Source organism: Lachnoanaerobaculum sp. ICM7 (assembly GCF_000287675.1).
Taxonomy (GTDB): Bacteria; Bacillota; Clostridia; order Lachnospirales; family Lachnospiraceae; genus Lachnoanaerobaculum.
The window spans coordinates 34,853-50,400 of the sequence record NZ_ALJL01000003.1; the positions used below are offsets into that span (position 1 = coordinate 34,853).

The 15,548-nt window shown below is 33.7% G+C and carries 16 protein-coding genes; 13 read left to right on the forward strand and 3 right to left on the reverse strand.

Annotation, left to right across the window (positions count from 1 at the left end; genetic code table 11):
* Positions 1-2 precede the first annotated feature (2 nt).
* Positions 3-1,112: a DNA polymerase III subunit beta gene (dnaN, locus tag HMPREF1140_RS00650; protein WP_009662033.1), complete on the reverse strand. Its 1,110-nt coding sequence runs from the start codon at positions 1,110-1,112 to the stop codon at positions 3-5.
* Between the two features lie 192 nt (positions 1,113-1,304).
* Positions 1,305-2,693: a chromosomal replication initiator protein DnaA gene (gene dnaA, locus HMPREF1140_RS00655; protein WP_009662010.1), complete on the reverse strand. Its 1,389-nt coding sequence runs from the start codon at positions 2,691-2,693 to the stop codon at positions 1,305-1,307.
* 520 nt (positions 2,694-3,213) lie between these two features.
* On the opposite strand from dnaA, the gene HMPREF1140_RS00660 reads away from it, so the two are divergent.
* The 13 genes from HMPREF1140_RS00660 to HMPREF1140_RS00720 all read left to right on the forward strand — a co-directional run bounded on the left by HMPREF1140_RS00660 (position 3,214) and on the right by HMPREF1140_RS00720 (position 14,918).
* Complete coding sequence (locus tag HMPREF1140_RS00660) at positions 3,214-3,843, forward strand: ECF transporter S component (RefSeq protein WP_009662008.1); 630 nt, start codon at positions 3,214-3,216, stop codon at positions 3,841-3,843.
* 118 nt (positions 3,844-3,961) lie between these two features.
* Entirely contained in the window at positions 3,962-4,096 is a 135-nt protein-coding gene (rpmH, locus tag HMPREF1140_RS00665) for a 50S ribosomal protein L34 (protein ID WP_007594921.1), read from the forward strand.
* 170 nt (positions 4,097-4,266) lie between these two features.
* On the forward strand, positions 4,267-4,620 hold the full coding sequence (rnpA, locus tag HMPREF1140_RS00670) for a ribonuclease P protein component (RefSeq protein WP_009661993.1): 354 nt from the start codon (positions 4,267-4,269) through the stop codon (positions 4,618-4,620).
* Positions 4,601-4,837 (forward strand): membrane protein insertion efficiency factor YidD, encoded by a 237-nt coding sequence (gene yidD / locus HMPREF1140_RS00675; protein WP_035619625.1) that lies wholly within the window; start codon positions 4,601-4,603, stop codon positions 4,835-4,837. Before rnpA ends, yidD begins: the two co-directional genes overlap by 20 nt.
* A 56-nt stretch (positions 4,838-4,893) precedes the next feature.
* Complete coding sequence (locus HMPREF1140_RS00680) at positions 4,894-6,150, forward strand: YidC/Oxa1 family membrane protein insertase (RefSeq protein WP_009661999.1); 1,257 nt, start codon at positions 4,894-4,896, stop codon at positions 6,148-6,150.
* A 10-nt stretch (positions 6,151-6,160) separates the two neighbouring features.
* Entirely contained in the window at positions 6,161-7,093 is a 933-nt protein-coding gene (jag, locus tag HMPREF1140_RS00685; protein WP_009662030.1) for an RNA-binding cell elongation regulator Jag/EloR, read from the forward strand.
* Positions 7,094-7,193: 100 nt separating this feature from the next.
* Positions 7,194-8,564 (forward strand): tRNA uridine-5-carboxymethylaminomethyl(34) synthesis GTPase MnmE, encoded by a 1,371-nt coding sequence (gene mnmE, locus HMPREF1140_RS00690; RefSeq protein ID WP_009662024.1) that lies wholly within the window; start codon positions 7,194-7,196, stop codon positions 8,562-8,564.
* A 32-nt stretch (positions 8,565-8,596) separates the two neighbouring features.
* Positions 8,597-10,486 (forward strand): tRNA uridine-5-carboxymethylaminomethyl(34) synthesis enzyme MnmG, encoded by a 1,890-nt coding sequence (gene mnmG, locus HMPREF1140_RS00695; protein WP_009662017.1) that lies wholly within the window; start codon positions 8,597-8,599, stop codon positions 10,484-10,486.
* Positions 10,479-11,204, forward strand: coding sequence for a 16S rRNA (guanine(527)-N(7))-methyltransferase RsmG (gene rsmG / locus HMPREF1140_RS00700; RefSeq protein WP_009661995.1), 726 nt, complete (start codon positions 10,479-10,481; stop codon positions 11,202-11,204). Before mnmG ends, rsmG begins: the two co-directional genes overlap by 8 nt.
* Before the next feature lie 386 nt (positions 11,205-11,590).
* The gene (locus HMPREF1140_RS00705; protein ID WP_035619627.1) at positions 11,591-12,535 is read left to right on the forward strand and encodes an alpha/beta hydrolase; all 945 of its coding nucleotides are present in this window, start codon (positions 11,591-11,593) and stop codon (positions 12,533-12,535) included.
* Positions 12,536-12,707: 172 nt separating this feature from the next.
* Positions 12,708-13,478, forward strand: a complete 771-nt coding sequence (locus HMPREF1140_RS00710) for a ParA family protein (RefSeq protein WP_035619632.1) — start codon at positions 12,708-12,710, stop codon at positions 13,476-13,478.
* A 2-nt stretch (positions 13,479-13,480) separates the two neighbouring features.
* A complete protein-coding gene (locus HMPREF1140_RS00715; protein ID WP_009661992.1) occupies positions 13,481-14,410 on the forward strand; it encodes a ParB/RepB/Spo0J family partition protein in 930 nt (309 codons plus the stop codon).
* A gap of 4 nt (positions 14,411-14,414) precedes the next feature.
* On the forward strand, positions 14,415-14,918 hold the full coding sequence (locus HMPREF1140_RS00720; RefSeq protein WP_009662014.1) for a DUF4446 family protein: 504 nt from the start codon (positions 14,415-14,417) through the stop codon (positions 14,916-14,918).
* 39 nt (positions 14,919-14,957) lie between these two features.
* On the opposite strand, the gene HMPREF1140_RS00725 is transcribed toward HMPREF1140_RS00720, so the two are convergent.
* A complete protein-coding gene (locus HMPREF1140_RS00725) occupies positions 14,958-15,500 on the reverse strand; it encodes a biotin transporter BioY (RefSeq protein WP_009662015.1) in 543 nt (180 codons plus the stop codon).
* Positions 15,501-15,548 lie beyond the last annotated feature (48 nt).

Sequence of the window (15,548 nt, forward strand, 5' to 3'; positions counted from 1 at the left end):
CTTTATCCTACAAAATTTACCGGCAATATCAGATATGTGTACGAATTCTTATCATCTCTGATAAAACACGGAGATTTTGCATTTGTAAAATAAATATCTACAAAATCATCATCAATTACCTTTAATGCATCCACTAAGAACTTAGGGTTAAAGGCAATCTTTAAATCACTTCCGCTTTTTTCAATGTTTACTTTGGCATCCATAAATCCAAGTGACGAATTTACAGACAATGTAAGTGTTCCGTTTGCTATATCAAGAACCAAAGGCTTATGCTCATTTTCCCTGATAAGTATCATGGCCTGTTCTATAGCACTTTGGAATCTGTTTCTGCTGACGGTAACTTTTGTATCATAATCACTTGAGAGCATGGTCTCAATTCTGAAATATTCACCGTCAAGGATTCTCGATAATACGAGTGTTCTGTCAAACTCAAAAAGTATATGATCCTTTGAAAAATAAATATTAACATCTTTTTGAGTATCACTGTCAATTATCCTCATAACTTCCTGTAAGGACTTTATAGGAACTACGCATCTTTGATTCTCAAAACTTCCGTTTAATTCGATATTTCTTATAGACATTCTATGTCCGTCAAGAGTAACGAATTTAGCCACATTATCTTTAATATCTATAAGTTCTCCACCCATCATTCTGTTTATATCGCTTATGGCTGTTGAGAACTCTGTCTGTCTGATAACTTCTTTTAAACTAAACTGTGAAAGCTTGATAAAATCATCCCTGTCTACCTGCGGCATCGGTATAAACTCTACAGGATCAATTCCCATAATATTAAATACCGCCTGCTCACATCTGATAGTGGTCTTGAAATCCTTATCTACATCAAGCTCTATTAAAGAATCCGTATTCTCAAATTTTCTTATAATATCGGAGAAGAGTTTTGCATTCAAAACTACACCTCCCGGATTTACTATAATTGCGTCAACTTCTGTCCTGATTGACAGTTCGGTATCTGTAGCATCCAAAACAACTCTGTTATCAGCTGCCGTTATAAGTATTGATTCTAAAATAACACTTGAAGTCTTGGTAGATATAGCCTTCATTACAATGCTTAAAGCATTTACCAATTGTGCTTTTTGAAATTTTAAATTCATTGTTCCTCCGGTTGGCGATTTTTTACTCAGGAAAGAGCTCGCTCGCCATGATAAATAATTAAATATATTTTAGTATTAGTATTATTATAGTGTGTGGATAAGTGCAAAAGTCTTAAAAGCCTTGTAGATACTTGCTTTTTAGCTGTTTTTTGTAAACATCACCATGTTTGGGAACTACCCGTATAATTTGGATTACTGTGGAGAAATCTTCTTTTTGATAGTTTCAATTGTCTGATTCAGTTCACTGTCAGAGACGATTCTCTTAGTAATTACATCCTCTGAATTGACTATCGTAGAGTGATCTCTGTCACCCAAAAACTGACCTATTTTAGTTTGAGTATCATTGGTCATTTTCCTGCAAAGATAAACTGTAATATGTCTTGCAGTGGCTACAGGCTCTTTTCTGCCCTTGGCTTTTAACTCTGCCAAGGTGATATTGAAATGATCCGCAACCACGGTTGCAATATATTCTGAAGTTATTTTTGTAGGAGCATCAGGAGTAATCATATCCTTCAGTACCGTTTTTGCCAGCTCTATATCAATCTCCTGATTTTTATTAAGTCTGCTCATAGCGTAAAGCTTATTTAGAGCTCCCTCAAGCATTCTGATATTACTCTTTATATTGGTAGCAATAAATTGAATAACTTCATTATCAATGTTTTTGCCGTCTCTTTCTTCCTTACTTCTAAGAATTGCCATTCTTGTTTCAAAGTCCGGAGAAAAAATCTCTACTGCCACACCCCAGGCAAATCTTGAGCGAAGTCTCTCTTCAAGGTTTTTAAGTTCCATAGGAGGTCGGTCTGAAGAAAGTATTATCTGTTTTTTCTGCTCATACAATGCATTGAAAGTATGGAAAAGTTCTTCCTGTATTGCATCCTTACCGCCGATAAACTGAATATCATCAATAAGAAGTACATCAACATTACGATATTTTGAGCGATATTCCTGTAAATTACTGTTTTTAAGCGCATCAATATATTCATTAAGGAATTTCTCACTGCTGACATATAAAATGATTGCCTCAGGATTGTGTTCCAATATGTAATGTGCAATGGAATGCATCAAGTGAGTTTTTCCAAGACCAACGCCTCCATATATAAAGAAGGGATTGTAATGTTCCCCCGGATTTTGACTTCCCGGAGATTCCGCTACAGCTATAGCGGTTGCATGTGCCAGATCATTACTTTTGCCTACTACGAATGTATCAAAAGTATAAAGCGGATCCAGATTTGCACTTAAAAGCTTCAGGTTGTTTACCGGATGTCTCTTATTGTCTATCAGTGTATTTTGATATTTTTTTGCTTCCTGCTCCGACTTTTCTCTAAAAACAACATTACATTTTATTAAGGTAACTTCCTCTATGGATACCGAAAGGTATAGGGAGTATTTTTTTGTAACATAAGTTTTAAAAGGTTGTGAAGGAACAGTGATGACCAATGTATAAACTCCCTTTGAATCCTTATCGATTGACGTAGGAATCATGGGTTTTATCCATGTATTGTATGATACAGGTGAGAGCTCATAATCATCCCTTAAAAATGTGATTATTTCCTCCCAACTGGATTTTATCTTATCTATCATCCTTTTTACTCCTTTAGGATAATTATAAACTAGGTAAAGTATATCAAAAAAAGGTATTCATATCAATGTAAAGAAAAAGTAAAAAAGAAAATTATCAACATAGATATTCACAAAGTTATGGACAATGTAGTTGATTAAAAACTATAAAATAAATTATCCATATTAAAAAATGATAAAAATAGATGTAAAAAAGTCTTATACACAGAATGTTGATAACGATGTTGACAAAGAAAAATGGCTTAAAATATACCAAAACAAGAAATGTCAACATTGCGATAAAATAAAATATCCACACACTATCAACAAAATGTGGATAACTAAAATATAAACATTTGCATTTTAAACAATGAAAATATACCGGTAAATGTGGATAATTATGTTGATAAGAATTTTAACAGTCAAAAATTCGGGGAACAATAATCATACTTTGAGATAATAAAAACATTGATAAAACGGAGTATTAAATATATAATATTAAGTGCATTATATCCAGTAGGAGTAGTAGCGAGAGGAGAAAAAAATGAAGAGAGATTCTTATCAGAAGACAAAAAGAATGGTAATCATGTCTATCTTTATAGCTATAATTATTATTCAGACATTGGTACCTATTTTGGGATTTATACCGCTTGGTATAATGAACGCAACTATCATTCATGTGACTGTAGCCATAGGGGCAATCTTACTTGGATGGAAAGAGGGAGCAGGACTGGGATTTGTATTCGGACTGGGCAGTATGTGGAAGAACACATTTATGCCGAACCCTACATCATTTTGTTTTTCACCGTTTGCACCGGCCATAGCGGGATACACAGGTGGAATAAGATCTGTAATAGTATGTTTTGTTCCGAGAATACTTGTAGGTATAGTGGCTGCACTTGTTTTCAGAGCAATCAGAAAAACAGGAAAGGTGAAAATAGCACTCCTGGTATCAGGTGCCATGGCGGCAATAACAAACACAATATTGGTAATGAGCGGTATATACTTCCTGTTCGGAGAGCATTACGCAAGTGCAACAGGGAGAGAGTTGACACAGTTGCCGGTTGTAATAGTAGGTATAATAGGAACACAGGGAGTAGCAGAGGCAATAGTATCTTCAATCCTTACTTTAGCTGTAGCAGGTACATTATTAAAAATCAGTGAAGAGCGATAAAGCTATTGACTTGTATACCTTCTTTATATATAATACTAGGGTGCGTTCTTTGGAAAAGTAAAGAACATAGACTTGAGAAAGACTAAACAAACGAAAAGAAATAAGGAGGTATCAGATCATGAAGATGACATTCCAACCTAAGAAGAGACAAAGATCTAAGGTTCATGGTTTTAGAGCAAGAATGAGTTCAGCAGGCGGTAGAAAAGTTTTAGCTGCCAGAAGAGCAAAAGGAAGAGCTAGATTATCAGCTTAAAAAAATAAGGCAACAGCCGTAAAACAGATGAGTACTACATTATGTAGTAAAGGGTTTATCTGTCGAAGATTACTTAGGGATAGTCTTATGACTATCCTTTTAGTTTATGGTAGTATTACATTTAATCTAATAATCTAATATAAGATGCATTTTGCATTTGAGGAGTTTATGTGAAAAATTTTCCTTCTTTAAGAAGTAATGCTGATTTTCAAAGAGTATACAAGAACGGAAAGTCATATGCCAATAAAACTCTTGTGATGTATGTATATGGAAATAATTTGAATTACAACAGGATAGGTATATCGGTTTCAAAGAAAAACGGTAACAGTGTAGTAAGACATACATTTGCAAGGAAAATCAGAGAAATTTTCAGGTTGAATAAGATTGAGAAAAAGGGATTAGATATAATAGTAGTAGTACGAGTAGGTGCAGATGTAGGTGATTACCATAAATTGGAGAGTGCCTACTTACATTTGTTGAAATCACATAGACTGGATAGAGAAAATGTTGAAGAAAGTAAATAGCTTAGTATTAAAGGGTATGATTAAGCTTATTAGATTCTATCAAAAATATCTGTCACCGTTAAAGGTCAGAACACATTGTATTTATACTCCTACCTGTTCACAATATGCCATAGAGGCTTTAAAAAAACATGGCATAATAAAGGGGTCATTACTTAGTATATGGAGAATACTTAGATGTAATCCTTTAGCCAAGGGTGGATACGATCCTGTGCCATAAGTATATTTATGGAATTTAGTAAGTTAGAAAATCTAATGAAATTTGGAGGAATTAGCTTGGACATTGTACTGTTAACAAAGTCATCCACACCTATTATAGGTTGGTTTGCTGAAATACTTGGATTTATAATGAATCTGATATTTGATATGGGAATTACAAATATCGGTGTCGCTATTATAATTTTTACACTTGTAATCAATATAATAATGATACCTTTGACTATAAATCAGCAGAAGTCACAAAAACTTCAGTCTGTAATTCAGCCTGAAATAAAGGCTATACAGGATAAATATAAGGGAAAAACAGATAATGAATCGGCAATGAAGATGAATGCTGAGACCAGAGCCGTATACAGTAAATATGGTACAAGTATGGCCGGAGGATGCCTTCCGCTTCTTATACAGATGCCGATATTGTTCGGTCTTTATCAGGTTATATACAGAATACCGGCATATGTAACCAGTGTTCGTAGCGTATTTGAAACCGTAGCTACTTCACTTATGCAACAGTCTGATTATATAAATAAGATAAGTGATTTGGCAAAAGCTGTAAGGCTTCCTATAGAAAATAATGACTATACGGTTACAAATAAAGTAATAGATTTATTATATAAATTCACACCTGAAAAGTGGACTACATTGTCGGAGACATTCCCGAATATGAGCGGTGTATTGGAGACAAGTCTTCCTCTTATTAAGCAGATGAATTCATTCCTCGGTATTGATTTGTCAGTATCACCATGGCAGGGAATGAATAATATAAATATAGCATGGATAATACCGATATTGGCCGGAGTTACACAGTTTATATCAACTAAGGTAATGACAACAAACCAGCCAAAGAACGGAGAGCCTGAGAATGAGATGGCAAAACAGATGCAGAGTATGAATACTGTAATGCCAATTATGTCTGTAGTATTTTGTTTTACTCTCCCTGCAGGTATCGGTATATACTGGATAGCTTCCGCACTTGCAAGAACAGTTATTCAGTTACTTGTAAACTACAGACTTAAAGATCTTGATATTGATAAGCTTGTAGAGTCAAATCTTGCAAAGCAAAATGCAAAGAGAGCAAAGCAAGGACTTCCTGCATTAAGTGCAAATAAGAAAGTTATCGAAAATGCAAAGCATATGGATGAAATTGAAAAGCAGGAAAAAGAAGAAAGAGCAAAAAAATACGAAGTGAATGCTAAGAATTTAAAGGATTCAACAGAGTATTACAATAAGGATGCAAAACCGGGTTCACTTGCTTCAAAGGCTAATATGGTAGCCAAGTACAATGAGAAGCAGGCAAATTCTAAGAAAAATAAATAGGAGGAAAGAGATGGACAGTGCTAGAGTTTCAGCAAGAAATTATGATGAAGCTTTAACCAAGGCTTTGATAGAGCTTGGAACCACAAGTGATAATGTGGATGTAGAGATAATTGAAAGAGGCACTAATGGATTTTTGGGAGTTTTCGGTGTAAAGCCATGGACTCTTAAGGTTACAATAAAGAAATCTGCTGATACTGAGAAAAAGAATTCATCAGAAAAGAAGTATGAAAAGCAGAAGGAACAAAAATCTCCTATTGAGAAAAAAGAAGTAGAGAAAAAGGAAACCGCACCGGAAAAGGTGGAGACTGTTGTAGAGGAAGTTATAGTAGAAGAAAAAGAGGCTTCTGTAAAGTCTGAAGAATCTGTAGATGAATATGCACAGTTTTACGGTGAGGAAGAGCCTTCTTCTACAAGTAGACGAGTACTTACAAATGATGAGCTTGAGCAGATAAGAGACAGAGCAGATGCTTTCTTAAAGGATTTCTTCACAGCAATGAATCTTCCTGCACATGCGGTATATAATTTCTCATTTAAGACAAATGAGCTTTCTATCGTAATAGAGAGTGAAGAAGACTTAGGCGTATTGATAGGAAAAAGAGGTCAGACTCTTGATTCACTTCAGTATATATTGAGCCTTGTAGTAAATAAGAACAGTGAAAGCTATATAAGAATAAAGCTTGATACTGAAAACTACAGAAAAAAGAGAAAAGATAAACTTGAAATACTTGCAAAGAATATAGCTGCAAAGGTAAAGAAAACAGGTAAGTTCACAGAGCTTGAACCTATGAATGCTTATGAGAGAAGAATCATACATGCGGCACTCCAGGGAGACAATATGGTATCCACAAAGAGTGTGGGCGAGGAACCTTTCAGACATATAACAGTTTATCCTAAAAAGAATTTCAAACAAAACAGAAGAAGCCCTAAAAGGGAAATACAATAAAAACCGGTCTTGTGAAAGAGGGCTGTTAATAACATAGTTATTGATAGTCCTCTTTTATTTTAGTAATAATATAAAGGTAATAAAATAGGATTATATAAATATGAAGAGAACAGATACTATTGCCGCTATAGCAACAGCACTTGGAGAAAGTGGAATAGGTATAATAAGAATAAGCGGAGAAGATGCCGTAAGTATAGCCGATAAGATATACAGCGGAAAGAAAAGACTGATTGAGGCGGACTCACATACTATCAACTACGGACATATTTTTTTTGATGAAGAGATAATAGATGAAGTCTTGGTAATGATAATGAAAGCACCAAGAACATTCACAGGTGAAGATACAGTAGAGATAAACTGTCATGGTGGCATATTGATACTCGAAAAAGTATTGCATGCAGTACTGGAGTCGGGAGCAAGGATGGCACTTCCGGGAGAATTTACAAAGAGAGCCTTTTTAAACGGAAAGATGGATCTCAGTCAGGCGGAAGCGGTAATAGATATAATAGAGGCAAAGAATGAGTTGGCATTAAAAGCCGGAATCAGACAGCTAAACGGAGCTGTAACAGAGAATATAAAGACAATAAGGGCTCAGATACTGGAGCAGATAGCATTTATAGAAGCCGCACTTGACGATCCGGAGCATTATTCGCTGGACGGATATAGTGATAAACTGAAAAAAATAGTAAAGAAATTATATACAAGAATAGAATACTTAAAGAAGTCATTTAAAGATGGAAGTATTATAAAGGAAGGTATAAATACGGTAATAATAGGAAAGCCGAATGCCGGAAAATCTTCGATTTTAAATCTTCTTTCAAGAACAGACAGGGCAATAGTTACCGATATAGCGGGAACAACAAGAGATACATTGACAGAGAATATAAAACTGTCAGGTATCAGTTTGAATATCACGGATACAGCCGGTATCAGACAGACTGATGATGTGGTGGAAAGTATAGGAGTACAAAAGGCAATAGAAGCAAGTAATAATGCAGACTTGAACTTGGTAGTAATAGACGGACTTTTACCTATAGATAAAGAAGATATAGAGCTACTTGAAAGTGTAAAGGATAAAAATGCAATAATACTTCTTAATAAATCTGATAAAGAGCTGAAATTAAGTATTGAAGATATAAAAAAGTACAGCGATAAAGATGTTATAATATTCTCAGCCAAGGAAAATATAGGAGTAGATGAATTGGAGGATATGATCAAGGCTAAGTTTATTTCAAAAGAGATAAATTTCAATGATCAAGTAATCATAACAAATATAAGACATCAGGAAATAATAAATGAAGTATCGGAATCTTTGGAAATGTGTCTTTCAAGTATCGAAGAAGGATATGAAGAGGACTTCTTTACAATAGATCTTTTGAATGCCTATGAAGCACTGGGTGAGATAATAGGTGAAACAGTGGATGATGATGTTGTAAATGAAATATTCTCAAAGTTCTGTATGGGTAAGTAATATAATTGTATACAATTTAATAGAGGTAACTAATGAATATAATAGAAAAAGTATATGATATTGTAGTCGTTGGAGCAGGTCACGCAGGATGTGAGGCGGCACTTGCAAGTGCAAGACTTGGACTAAAGACTGTAATATTTACAGTAAGCGTGGATTCCATAGCTTTGATGCCATGTAATCCAAATATAGGTGGGAGTTCTAAGGGACACCTTGTAAGAGAACTTGATGCACTTGGCGGAGAAATGGGAAAATGTATTGATAAAACATTTATACAGTCTAAGATGTTGAATGCATCAAAAGGTCCTGCGGTGCACTCTCTCAGAGCGCAGGCTGACAAGCAGGAATATTCCAAAGAAATGAGAAAAACCTTGGAGAATACTCCAAATCTTACTATATGTCAAAAAGAGATAACAAAGCTTATAATTGAGGATAATATATGTAAAGGTGTTGAAACCGTATCAGGAAGTAAGTACTTTGCTAAAGCTGTCATTTTGGCGACAGGTACATATTTGAATGCAAGATGTATATATGGAGAGGTGGCTGAATATACAGGACCGAACGGTCTAAAATCGGCAAATCATCTCACATCCTCTCTTTTAGAATATGGTATAGATTTAAACAGATTTAAAACAGGTACTCCTGCCAGAGTTGACGGCAGAACTATAGATTACAGTGTAATGCAGGAGCAATATGGAGATGATCCGGTGGTACCTTTCTCTTTTGAAACCGATCCGGACAGTATACAAAAAGAACAGGTAAAATGCTATCTTGCATATACAGGTGAAAAGACTCATGAAATAATAAGAGAAAATATAGACAGATCACCACTTTTTTCAGGTGCTATAAAAGGAACAGGCCCAAGATATTGCCCTTCTATAGAGGATAAGGTTGTAAAATTTCCTGAAAAGGATAGACATCAGATTTTTGTAGAGCCGGAAGGACTTTATACAAATGAAATGTATCTGTCAGGACTGTCAAGTTCTCTGCCTGAGGATGTACAGTATGCTATGATCAGAAGTATAGAAGGTTTTGAAAATGCAGAAATAGTAAGAAACGGATATGCAATTGAATATGATTGCATAGATGCCAGACAGTTAAAAGACAGCTTGGAGTTTAGGGCTATTGAAGGTTTGTTTGCAGCAGGTCAGTTTAACGGTAGTTCAGGCTATGAAGAGGCTGCAGTTCAAGGACTTATGGCAGGTATAAATGCATCCATGAAAGTTATGGGAAAAGAACCGGTTGTAATAGGTAGAGATCAAGGATATATAGGCGTGCTTATAGATGATCTTGTTACAAAAGAAAGTCATGAGCCGTATAGAATGATGACATCAAGATCTGAATACAGACTTCTTTTAAGACAGGATAACGCTGATATCAGACTTTCAAAAATAGGCTATGAAGTAGGACTTATATCTGAGGAAAGATATCAAAGGCTTCTGGAAAAAGAAAAACAGATAGATGAAGAAATAGAAAGACTCAAAAATATACATATAGGAGCAAATTCCAAAGTACAGGAATTTTTAGTAAGAAACGGATCTACACCGCTTCAAACTTCGGCAAACTTGGCAGAAATAATAAGAAGACCTGAGTTAAATTACGATCTTACAAAAGAACTTGATGAAGACAGAAAAGAGCTAAGAAAAGAAGTCAGGGATCAGGTAAATATAAATATAAAATATGAGGGATATATAAAAAGGCAGGAATCACAGGTAAAGCAGTTTAAAAAACTTGAAAACAAGAAAATACCTGTAGATATAGATTATAATAATGTAAACAGTCTTAGAATAGAGGCGGTACAAAAGTTAAGTAAAGTAAGACCAAGCTCTATCGGTCAGGCATCAAGAATATCGGGAGTATCACCTGCAGATATAACAGTATTATTGGTATATTTAGAGACCTATAAGGAGAAAAAGAATGTATAATGATATGGTAAAATACTTATCAGAAAGCAATATTTTGGATGTAGATATATCTGATGAAAAAAAAGAAAAGCTATATAAATTCTATGAGATTTTGGTCGAGAAAAATAAGTTTATGAATCTTACTTCAATAACAGAAATTAAGGAGTTTACATATAAGCATTTTATAGACAGTATTGCTTTGGAAAAAATAGTAAAAGACCTTGACAGTAATAACTATAATATAGCAGATCTTGGAACAGGTGCAGGTTTTCCCGGCATACCTTTGGCTATAGTATATCCAAATTTGAATTTAACCTTGATAGACAGTCTGAATAAGAGAATTAAATTTATAAAAGAAACCTGTGATGTTTTGGATATAAAAAATGTTGATGCAATACATTCAAGAGCTGAAGATATAGACAGAAATAAAGATTACAGAGAGAAATTTGATATATGTGTATCCAGAGCCGTTGCAAATCTGGCATCACTTTCAGAATATTGTTTACCTCTGGTAAAGGTTGGAGGAAGTTTTGTATCATACAAATCAAAGGGATATGAAGTAGAAATATCCGAAGCACAAAAGGCAATAAAAGTGTTGGGTGGAGAAACAGGAAATATTGAAAAGTTTGAGTTGGGTGAATATGGTGAAAGAATTTTACTTAATATAAAGAAAATTAAATCTACACCTAATAAATATCCCAGAAAAGCCGGTTTACCGACCAAGGAACCTATAAAGTAAATATATGTTTCACATGAAACATATATTTTATCCATACAGTAATGTTTCATGTGAAACATCGTACTGTATGGATTTTTTTGTCTGTATATTTTATAGTCATAATGTATTTTTTAACATGGTGTAAGTTAGAAAAAGTACAGATATAACCGGTTTTATGTTCAGTGTTTTTTATTTATATATAATTATAAATAATTGAATAGTTTATAGTGTGAAACAAAGTAATGTTTCATGTGAAACATTAAAAATAATAAATTTATTTTAACTGTATCGCATTGATTAGAAAATACTAGTATGATAAAATATAAAAGTAATTATATATCGAATTAATATAAGTACAGAATTTAATTATTGGCTTATATTATTCTATAAAATAAGGGGTTTAAAAAGTGAAAAAATACCTAAAAATTTTAACTGCTATGGTGATTTCATCCTCTACATTGATAGGTGTATCATTATTAAATAAAATTACAAAAATTCATGCGGTTTCAAAAAATCTTCTTGAGAAAGATAAAACAAAAGAGTTTGAGTGGAGATTTGGAAATATAAAATACAGAAAAAAAGGGCATGGTAATCCTATTCTGCTTGTACACTCTTTGGAGGTGGCATCATCATCTGAGGAATGGTTCAAGGTGATAGATAATCTTGCTAAAACACATACTATATATACTATTGATTTGCTTGGTTGCGGCCTTTCTGAAAAGCCTTTTATGACATATACAAATCATATATTTTCTCAGTTGATTTCTGATTTTATAAAGGTGGTTATAGGTAAAAGGACAACAGTAATAACCAGTGGAAACAGCTCTTCTTTTGTTATTTCAGCATGTGATAATGACAGCACATTATTTGAGAAAATAATACTTATCTCACCTGAAAAATTGTCAAACGGTCATCTTATACCGGGAAAAAGGGCCAGAACATATAAGGCAATACTCAGTACATCGATTTTAGGAACTCTACTATATAATATAGCGGTATACAAAATTAATATAAAACATAATATAAAGCAGGACTTCTATAGAAAAGAAAAATTTACAGATGATATGTTGGATAAATGTTATGAAGCTGCACATAGAGGTTTGTCTCCAAAATCACTATATTCCAGTATTGTATGTTTCTATACTAAGAAAAACATAAAGTTTGAATTATCTCAAATAGATAACAGTATTATAATATTTGAGGGCAGATTTAACAGAGATTCTTCGGATATAACCAAAGAATATGTAAAGATAAATCCTGCTATTGAAGCTGTGATAATAGATGATTCCAACAAATATCCTCACATAGAGAATGAAAAGGAATTTTTAAAAGCTTTGAATATATATCTATAGAGAATGTTTCACGGGAAACATTTATTTAAAAATATATTATAGTGGAAATTCGAAAAAGACAAGGAAATATATAGCTCTTTTCGGATAAAATAAAGAACAAAAATAGTAAAAATAAAAATGTTTCACGGGAAACATAAATATAGAAAGGACAAGCAATTGCTTGAATGATATTATGACAAAAATTATTTCATTTGCAAATCAAAAAGGTGGTGTAGGTAAAACTACTACTGCTGTTAATCTATCAGCCGCCTTAGCTGAGGCAGGACAAAGTGTTTTGGCAATAGATTTTGATCCACAGGGGAATTTATCAAGTGGACTTGGAATAGATAAAACCAATACCGAAAAGACTATATATGAGGTTATTATAGGTGATGAAGATATAAATGATACCATACTAAATACAGAGGTGGAAAATCTTGATATTATTCCAAGTAATGTGGATTTATCAGGTGCAGAAATCGAGCTTTTGGAACTTGAAGACAGAGAAAGAACTTTAAGAAGAAAAATAGGTGAAATATATAAGCAGTATGATTATATTTTGATTGACTGTCCACCAAGTTTGAGCCTTTTGACTATAAATGCTTTTATGGCGTCTGACAGTGTAATTATTCCTATTCAATGTGAATATTACGCTCTTGAAGGATTAAATCAGATGCTTAGAACTGTAAATCTTATCAGAGAAAGACTTAATCCTACCCTCGAAATTGAAGGCATTGTATTTACAATGTATGATGCAAGAAACAACTTAAGCGGACAGGTTATAGAAGGTGTTAAGAGCGTTATATCTGATGAGAATATTTTTGAAACTATAATACCGAGAAATGTTAAATTGGCGGAGGCTCCCAGCTTCGGTATGCCAATAACAGAATATGACACTACTTCAACCGGAGCACAGGCATATAGAATGTTGGCATCAGAAGTACTAAGTAAAAGCGGGAGGTAAAAATGGCAAAGAGAATGGCACTTGGAAAGGGAGCTGATGCTCTTCTTAGAAATATTAACGGAACCAAAGCGTCTATTGATGAAACAACTGACAGAAATATAGAAGAAGATGCAGGTAAAGGTGCCGGTGAGTTGATGGTAAAAATCTCATTGGTAGAGCCGAATAGAAATCAACCCAGAAAGATGTTTGATAAGGAAAGCCTTGATGAACTTGCAAATTCGGTGAAACAATATGGAGTATTACAGCCTATTTTGGTAAAAAAAGTAGGAAACAGATATGAAATAGTTGCCGGTGAAAGAAGATGGAGAGCCGCACAGGCGGCAGGACTTTCAGAAGTTCCGGTTGTTGTCAGAGATTATGATGAGCAAAAGGCTAAGGAAATTGCTATCATAGAGAATATTCAGAGAACTGATTTGAATCCTATTGAAGAAGCTTTGGCGTATAAAAGTTTGATTGAGGAATATAACTTAACTCAGGAAGAATTATCAGATAAGGTAGCAAAAAACCGCTCTACTATTACCAATTCTCTAAGACTTTTAAAACTCAGTAAAAATATACAGCAGTATATGATAGACGGGCAGATCTCTTCAGGACATGCAAGAGCTTTATTAAGTCTTGAAGATGAAGGAAAAAGAGAATTGCTTGCTCTGGATATAATTAAGAGAAGTCTCAGTGTAAGAGATACTGAAAAAGCTGCAAAGGCTTTATCAAAAAAGAAAAAGGTAGATCTTGAAGAGTTAAGTAAGGGGGATGATGATACTGCAAGAGATTTATCTTTATTTTATAAGGAGTATGAAGACAGTATCCAGGGTGTTCTGGGAACCAAGGTACATATAAACCAGAAAGATAAAAATAAGGGAAGAATTGAAATAGAATATTATTCTCAAGTGGAGCTTGATAGAATAATGGATATTTTTAAGACATTAGGATAAAAAGATGATAAATTTGACAATTGATAATAGGATTTTGTTTGGCTTTATCCTGGTGGTAGCTATTTTTAACTTTATATTATTTATATCTATGGTAAGACATAGAGTAAAGTACAGAAGACTTTTCAAGAGTTATGATAATTTTATGGCAGGAAAATCTGCAAGGAATCTTGAGGATGTTATAATTTTGCTTAGAAAAGATATTCGCAGTTTAAAAAGTGAAAGCAGATTAAACAGAGAGGCCATAAGAGAGCTTAACAGACTTGAAAGGGACTGTCTGCAAAAAATTGGAATATTAAAATATGACGCATTTGAAGGAATGGGCGGTAAATTAAGTTTTGCGCTTTGTCTTTTAGATTACAGAAATTCCGGATATATAATAAACAGTATTCACTCCAGAGAGACTACTTTTAATTATATAAAAATAGTTGAAAACGGTCAGACAGATCAGGTACTTACAGATGAGGAAAAAATAGTATTGGAGCAGGCTTTGGGATATAGAGAAAGATAAAATAACGGCTATGAAAATCAAATTTCATAGCCGTATTTTTTATATATTTGCTTTATTCAATCTTTTACTTATTTCAGGTCCGATAATAGCGGCAATAGCTATTTTTATTGCATCTCCTATCAAAAAAGGTACCACACATAATAATAGTGAAGCTATAAATCCCTTTCCCTGCTGTAATGAAAACCACATTGTACCAAGGAAATAACAAATTCCAAGTCCGATAATCATTCCTATAATATCAAAGGCAATACCCTTCTTTAAGTGAATAAAAACAGAACTTGTATATACTGTAAATAAAAATCCGATAATATATCCACCTGTAGGTCCGAGTACTTTTCCTATACCGCCTGAATATCCTGAAAAGACAGGTAAACCGAATACACCAAGCAATAAAAAGATAACTACCGATATAAGAGCTTCTACAGGTTCAAGTACATATGCAGTCAGATAAATTGCAAGTACACCTAAAGAAATAGGTACCGGACTTATAAAAACAGGTACGGAAATGGGTGATAAAATACATAGTATTGCTGTCATAAGCGATACTATGGCCATTTTCTTTATTGTAATAGTCTTTGTCATAAAAATCTCCTACTGTAAAAATAAAATACAAGAAAATGATATTATAAA

Excerpts from the sequence above, each read along its gene's own strand:
- rpmH (WP_007594921.1), top strand. The coding sequence starts at position 3,962 with ATGAAGATGACATTCCAACCTAAGAAGAGACAAAGATCTAAGGTTCAT.
- dnaN (WP_009662033.1), bottom strand. The coding sequence starts at position 1,112 with ATGAATTTAAAATTTCAAAAAGCACAATTGGTAAATGCTTTAAGCATT.
- jag (WP_009662030.1), top strand. The coding sequence starts at position 6,161 with ATGGACAGTGCTAGAGTTTCAGCAAGAAATTATGATGAAGCTTTAACC.
- HMPREF1140_RS00715 (WP_009661992.1), top strand. The coding sequence starts at position 13,481 with ATGGCAAAGAGAATGGCACTTGGAAAGGGAGCTGATGCTCTTCTTAGA.
- HMPREF1140_RS00720 (WP_009662014.1), top strand. The coding sequence starts at position 14,415 with ATGATAAATTTGACAATTGATAATAGGATTTTGTTTGGCTTTATCCTG.
- rsmG (WP_009661995.1), top strand. The coding sequence starts at position 10,479 with ATGTATAATGATATGGTAAAATACTTATCAGAAAGCAATATTTTGGAT.
- mnmG (WP_009662017.1), top strand. The coding sequence starts at position 8,597 with ATGAATATAATAGAAAAAGTATATGATATTGTAGTCGTTGGAGCAGGT.
- mnmE (WP_009662024.1), top strand. The coding sequence starts at position 7,194 with ATGAAGAGAACAGATACTATTGCCGCTATAGCAACAGCACTTGGAGAA.
- HMPREF1140_RS00660 (WP_009662008.1), top strand. The coding sequence starts at position 3,214 with ATGAAGAGAGATTCTTATCAGAAGACAAAAAGAATGGTAATCATGTCT.
- HMPREF1140_RS00710 (WP_035619632.1), top strand. The coding sequence starts at position 12,708 with ATGACAAAAATTATTTCATTTGCAAATCAAAAAGGTGGTGTAGGTAAA.
- yidD (WP_035619625.1), top strand. The coding sequence starts at position 4,601 with ATGTTGAAGAAAGTAAATAGCTTAGTATTAAAGGGTATGATTAAGCTT.
- dnaA (WP_009662010.1), bottom strand. The coding sequence starts at position 2,693 with ATGATAGATAAGATAAAATCCAGTTGGGAGGAAATAATCACATTTTTA.
- HMPREF1140_RS00725 (WP_009662015.1), bottom strand. The coding sequence starts at position 15,500 with ATGACAAAGACTATTACAATAAAGAAAATGGCCATAGTATCGCTTATG.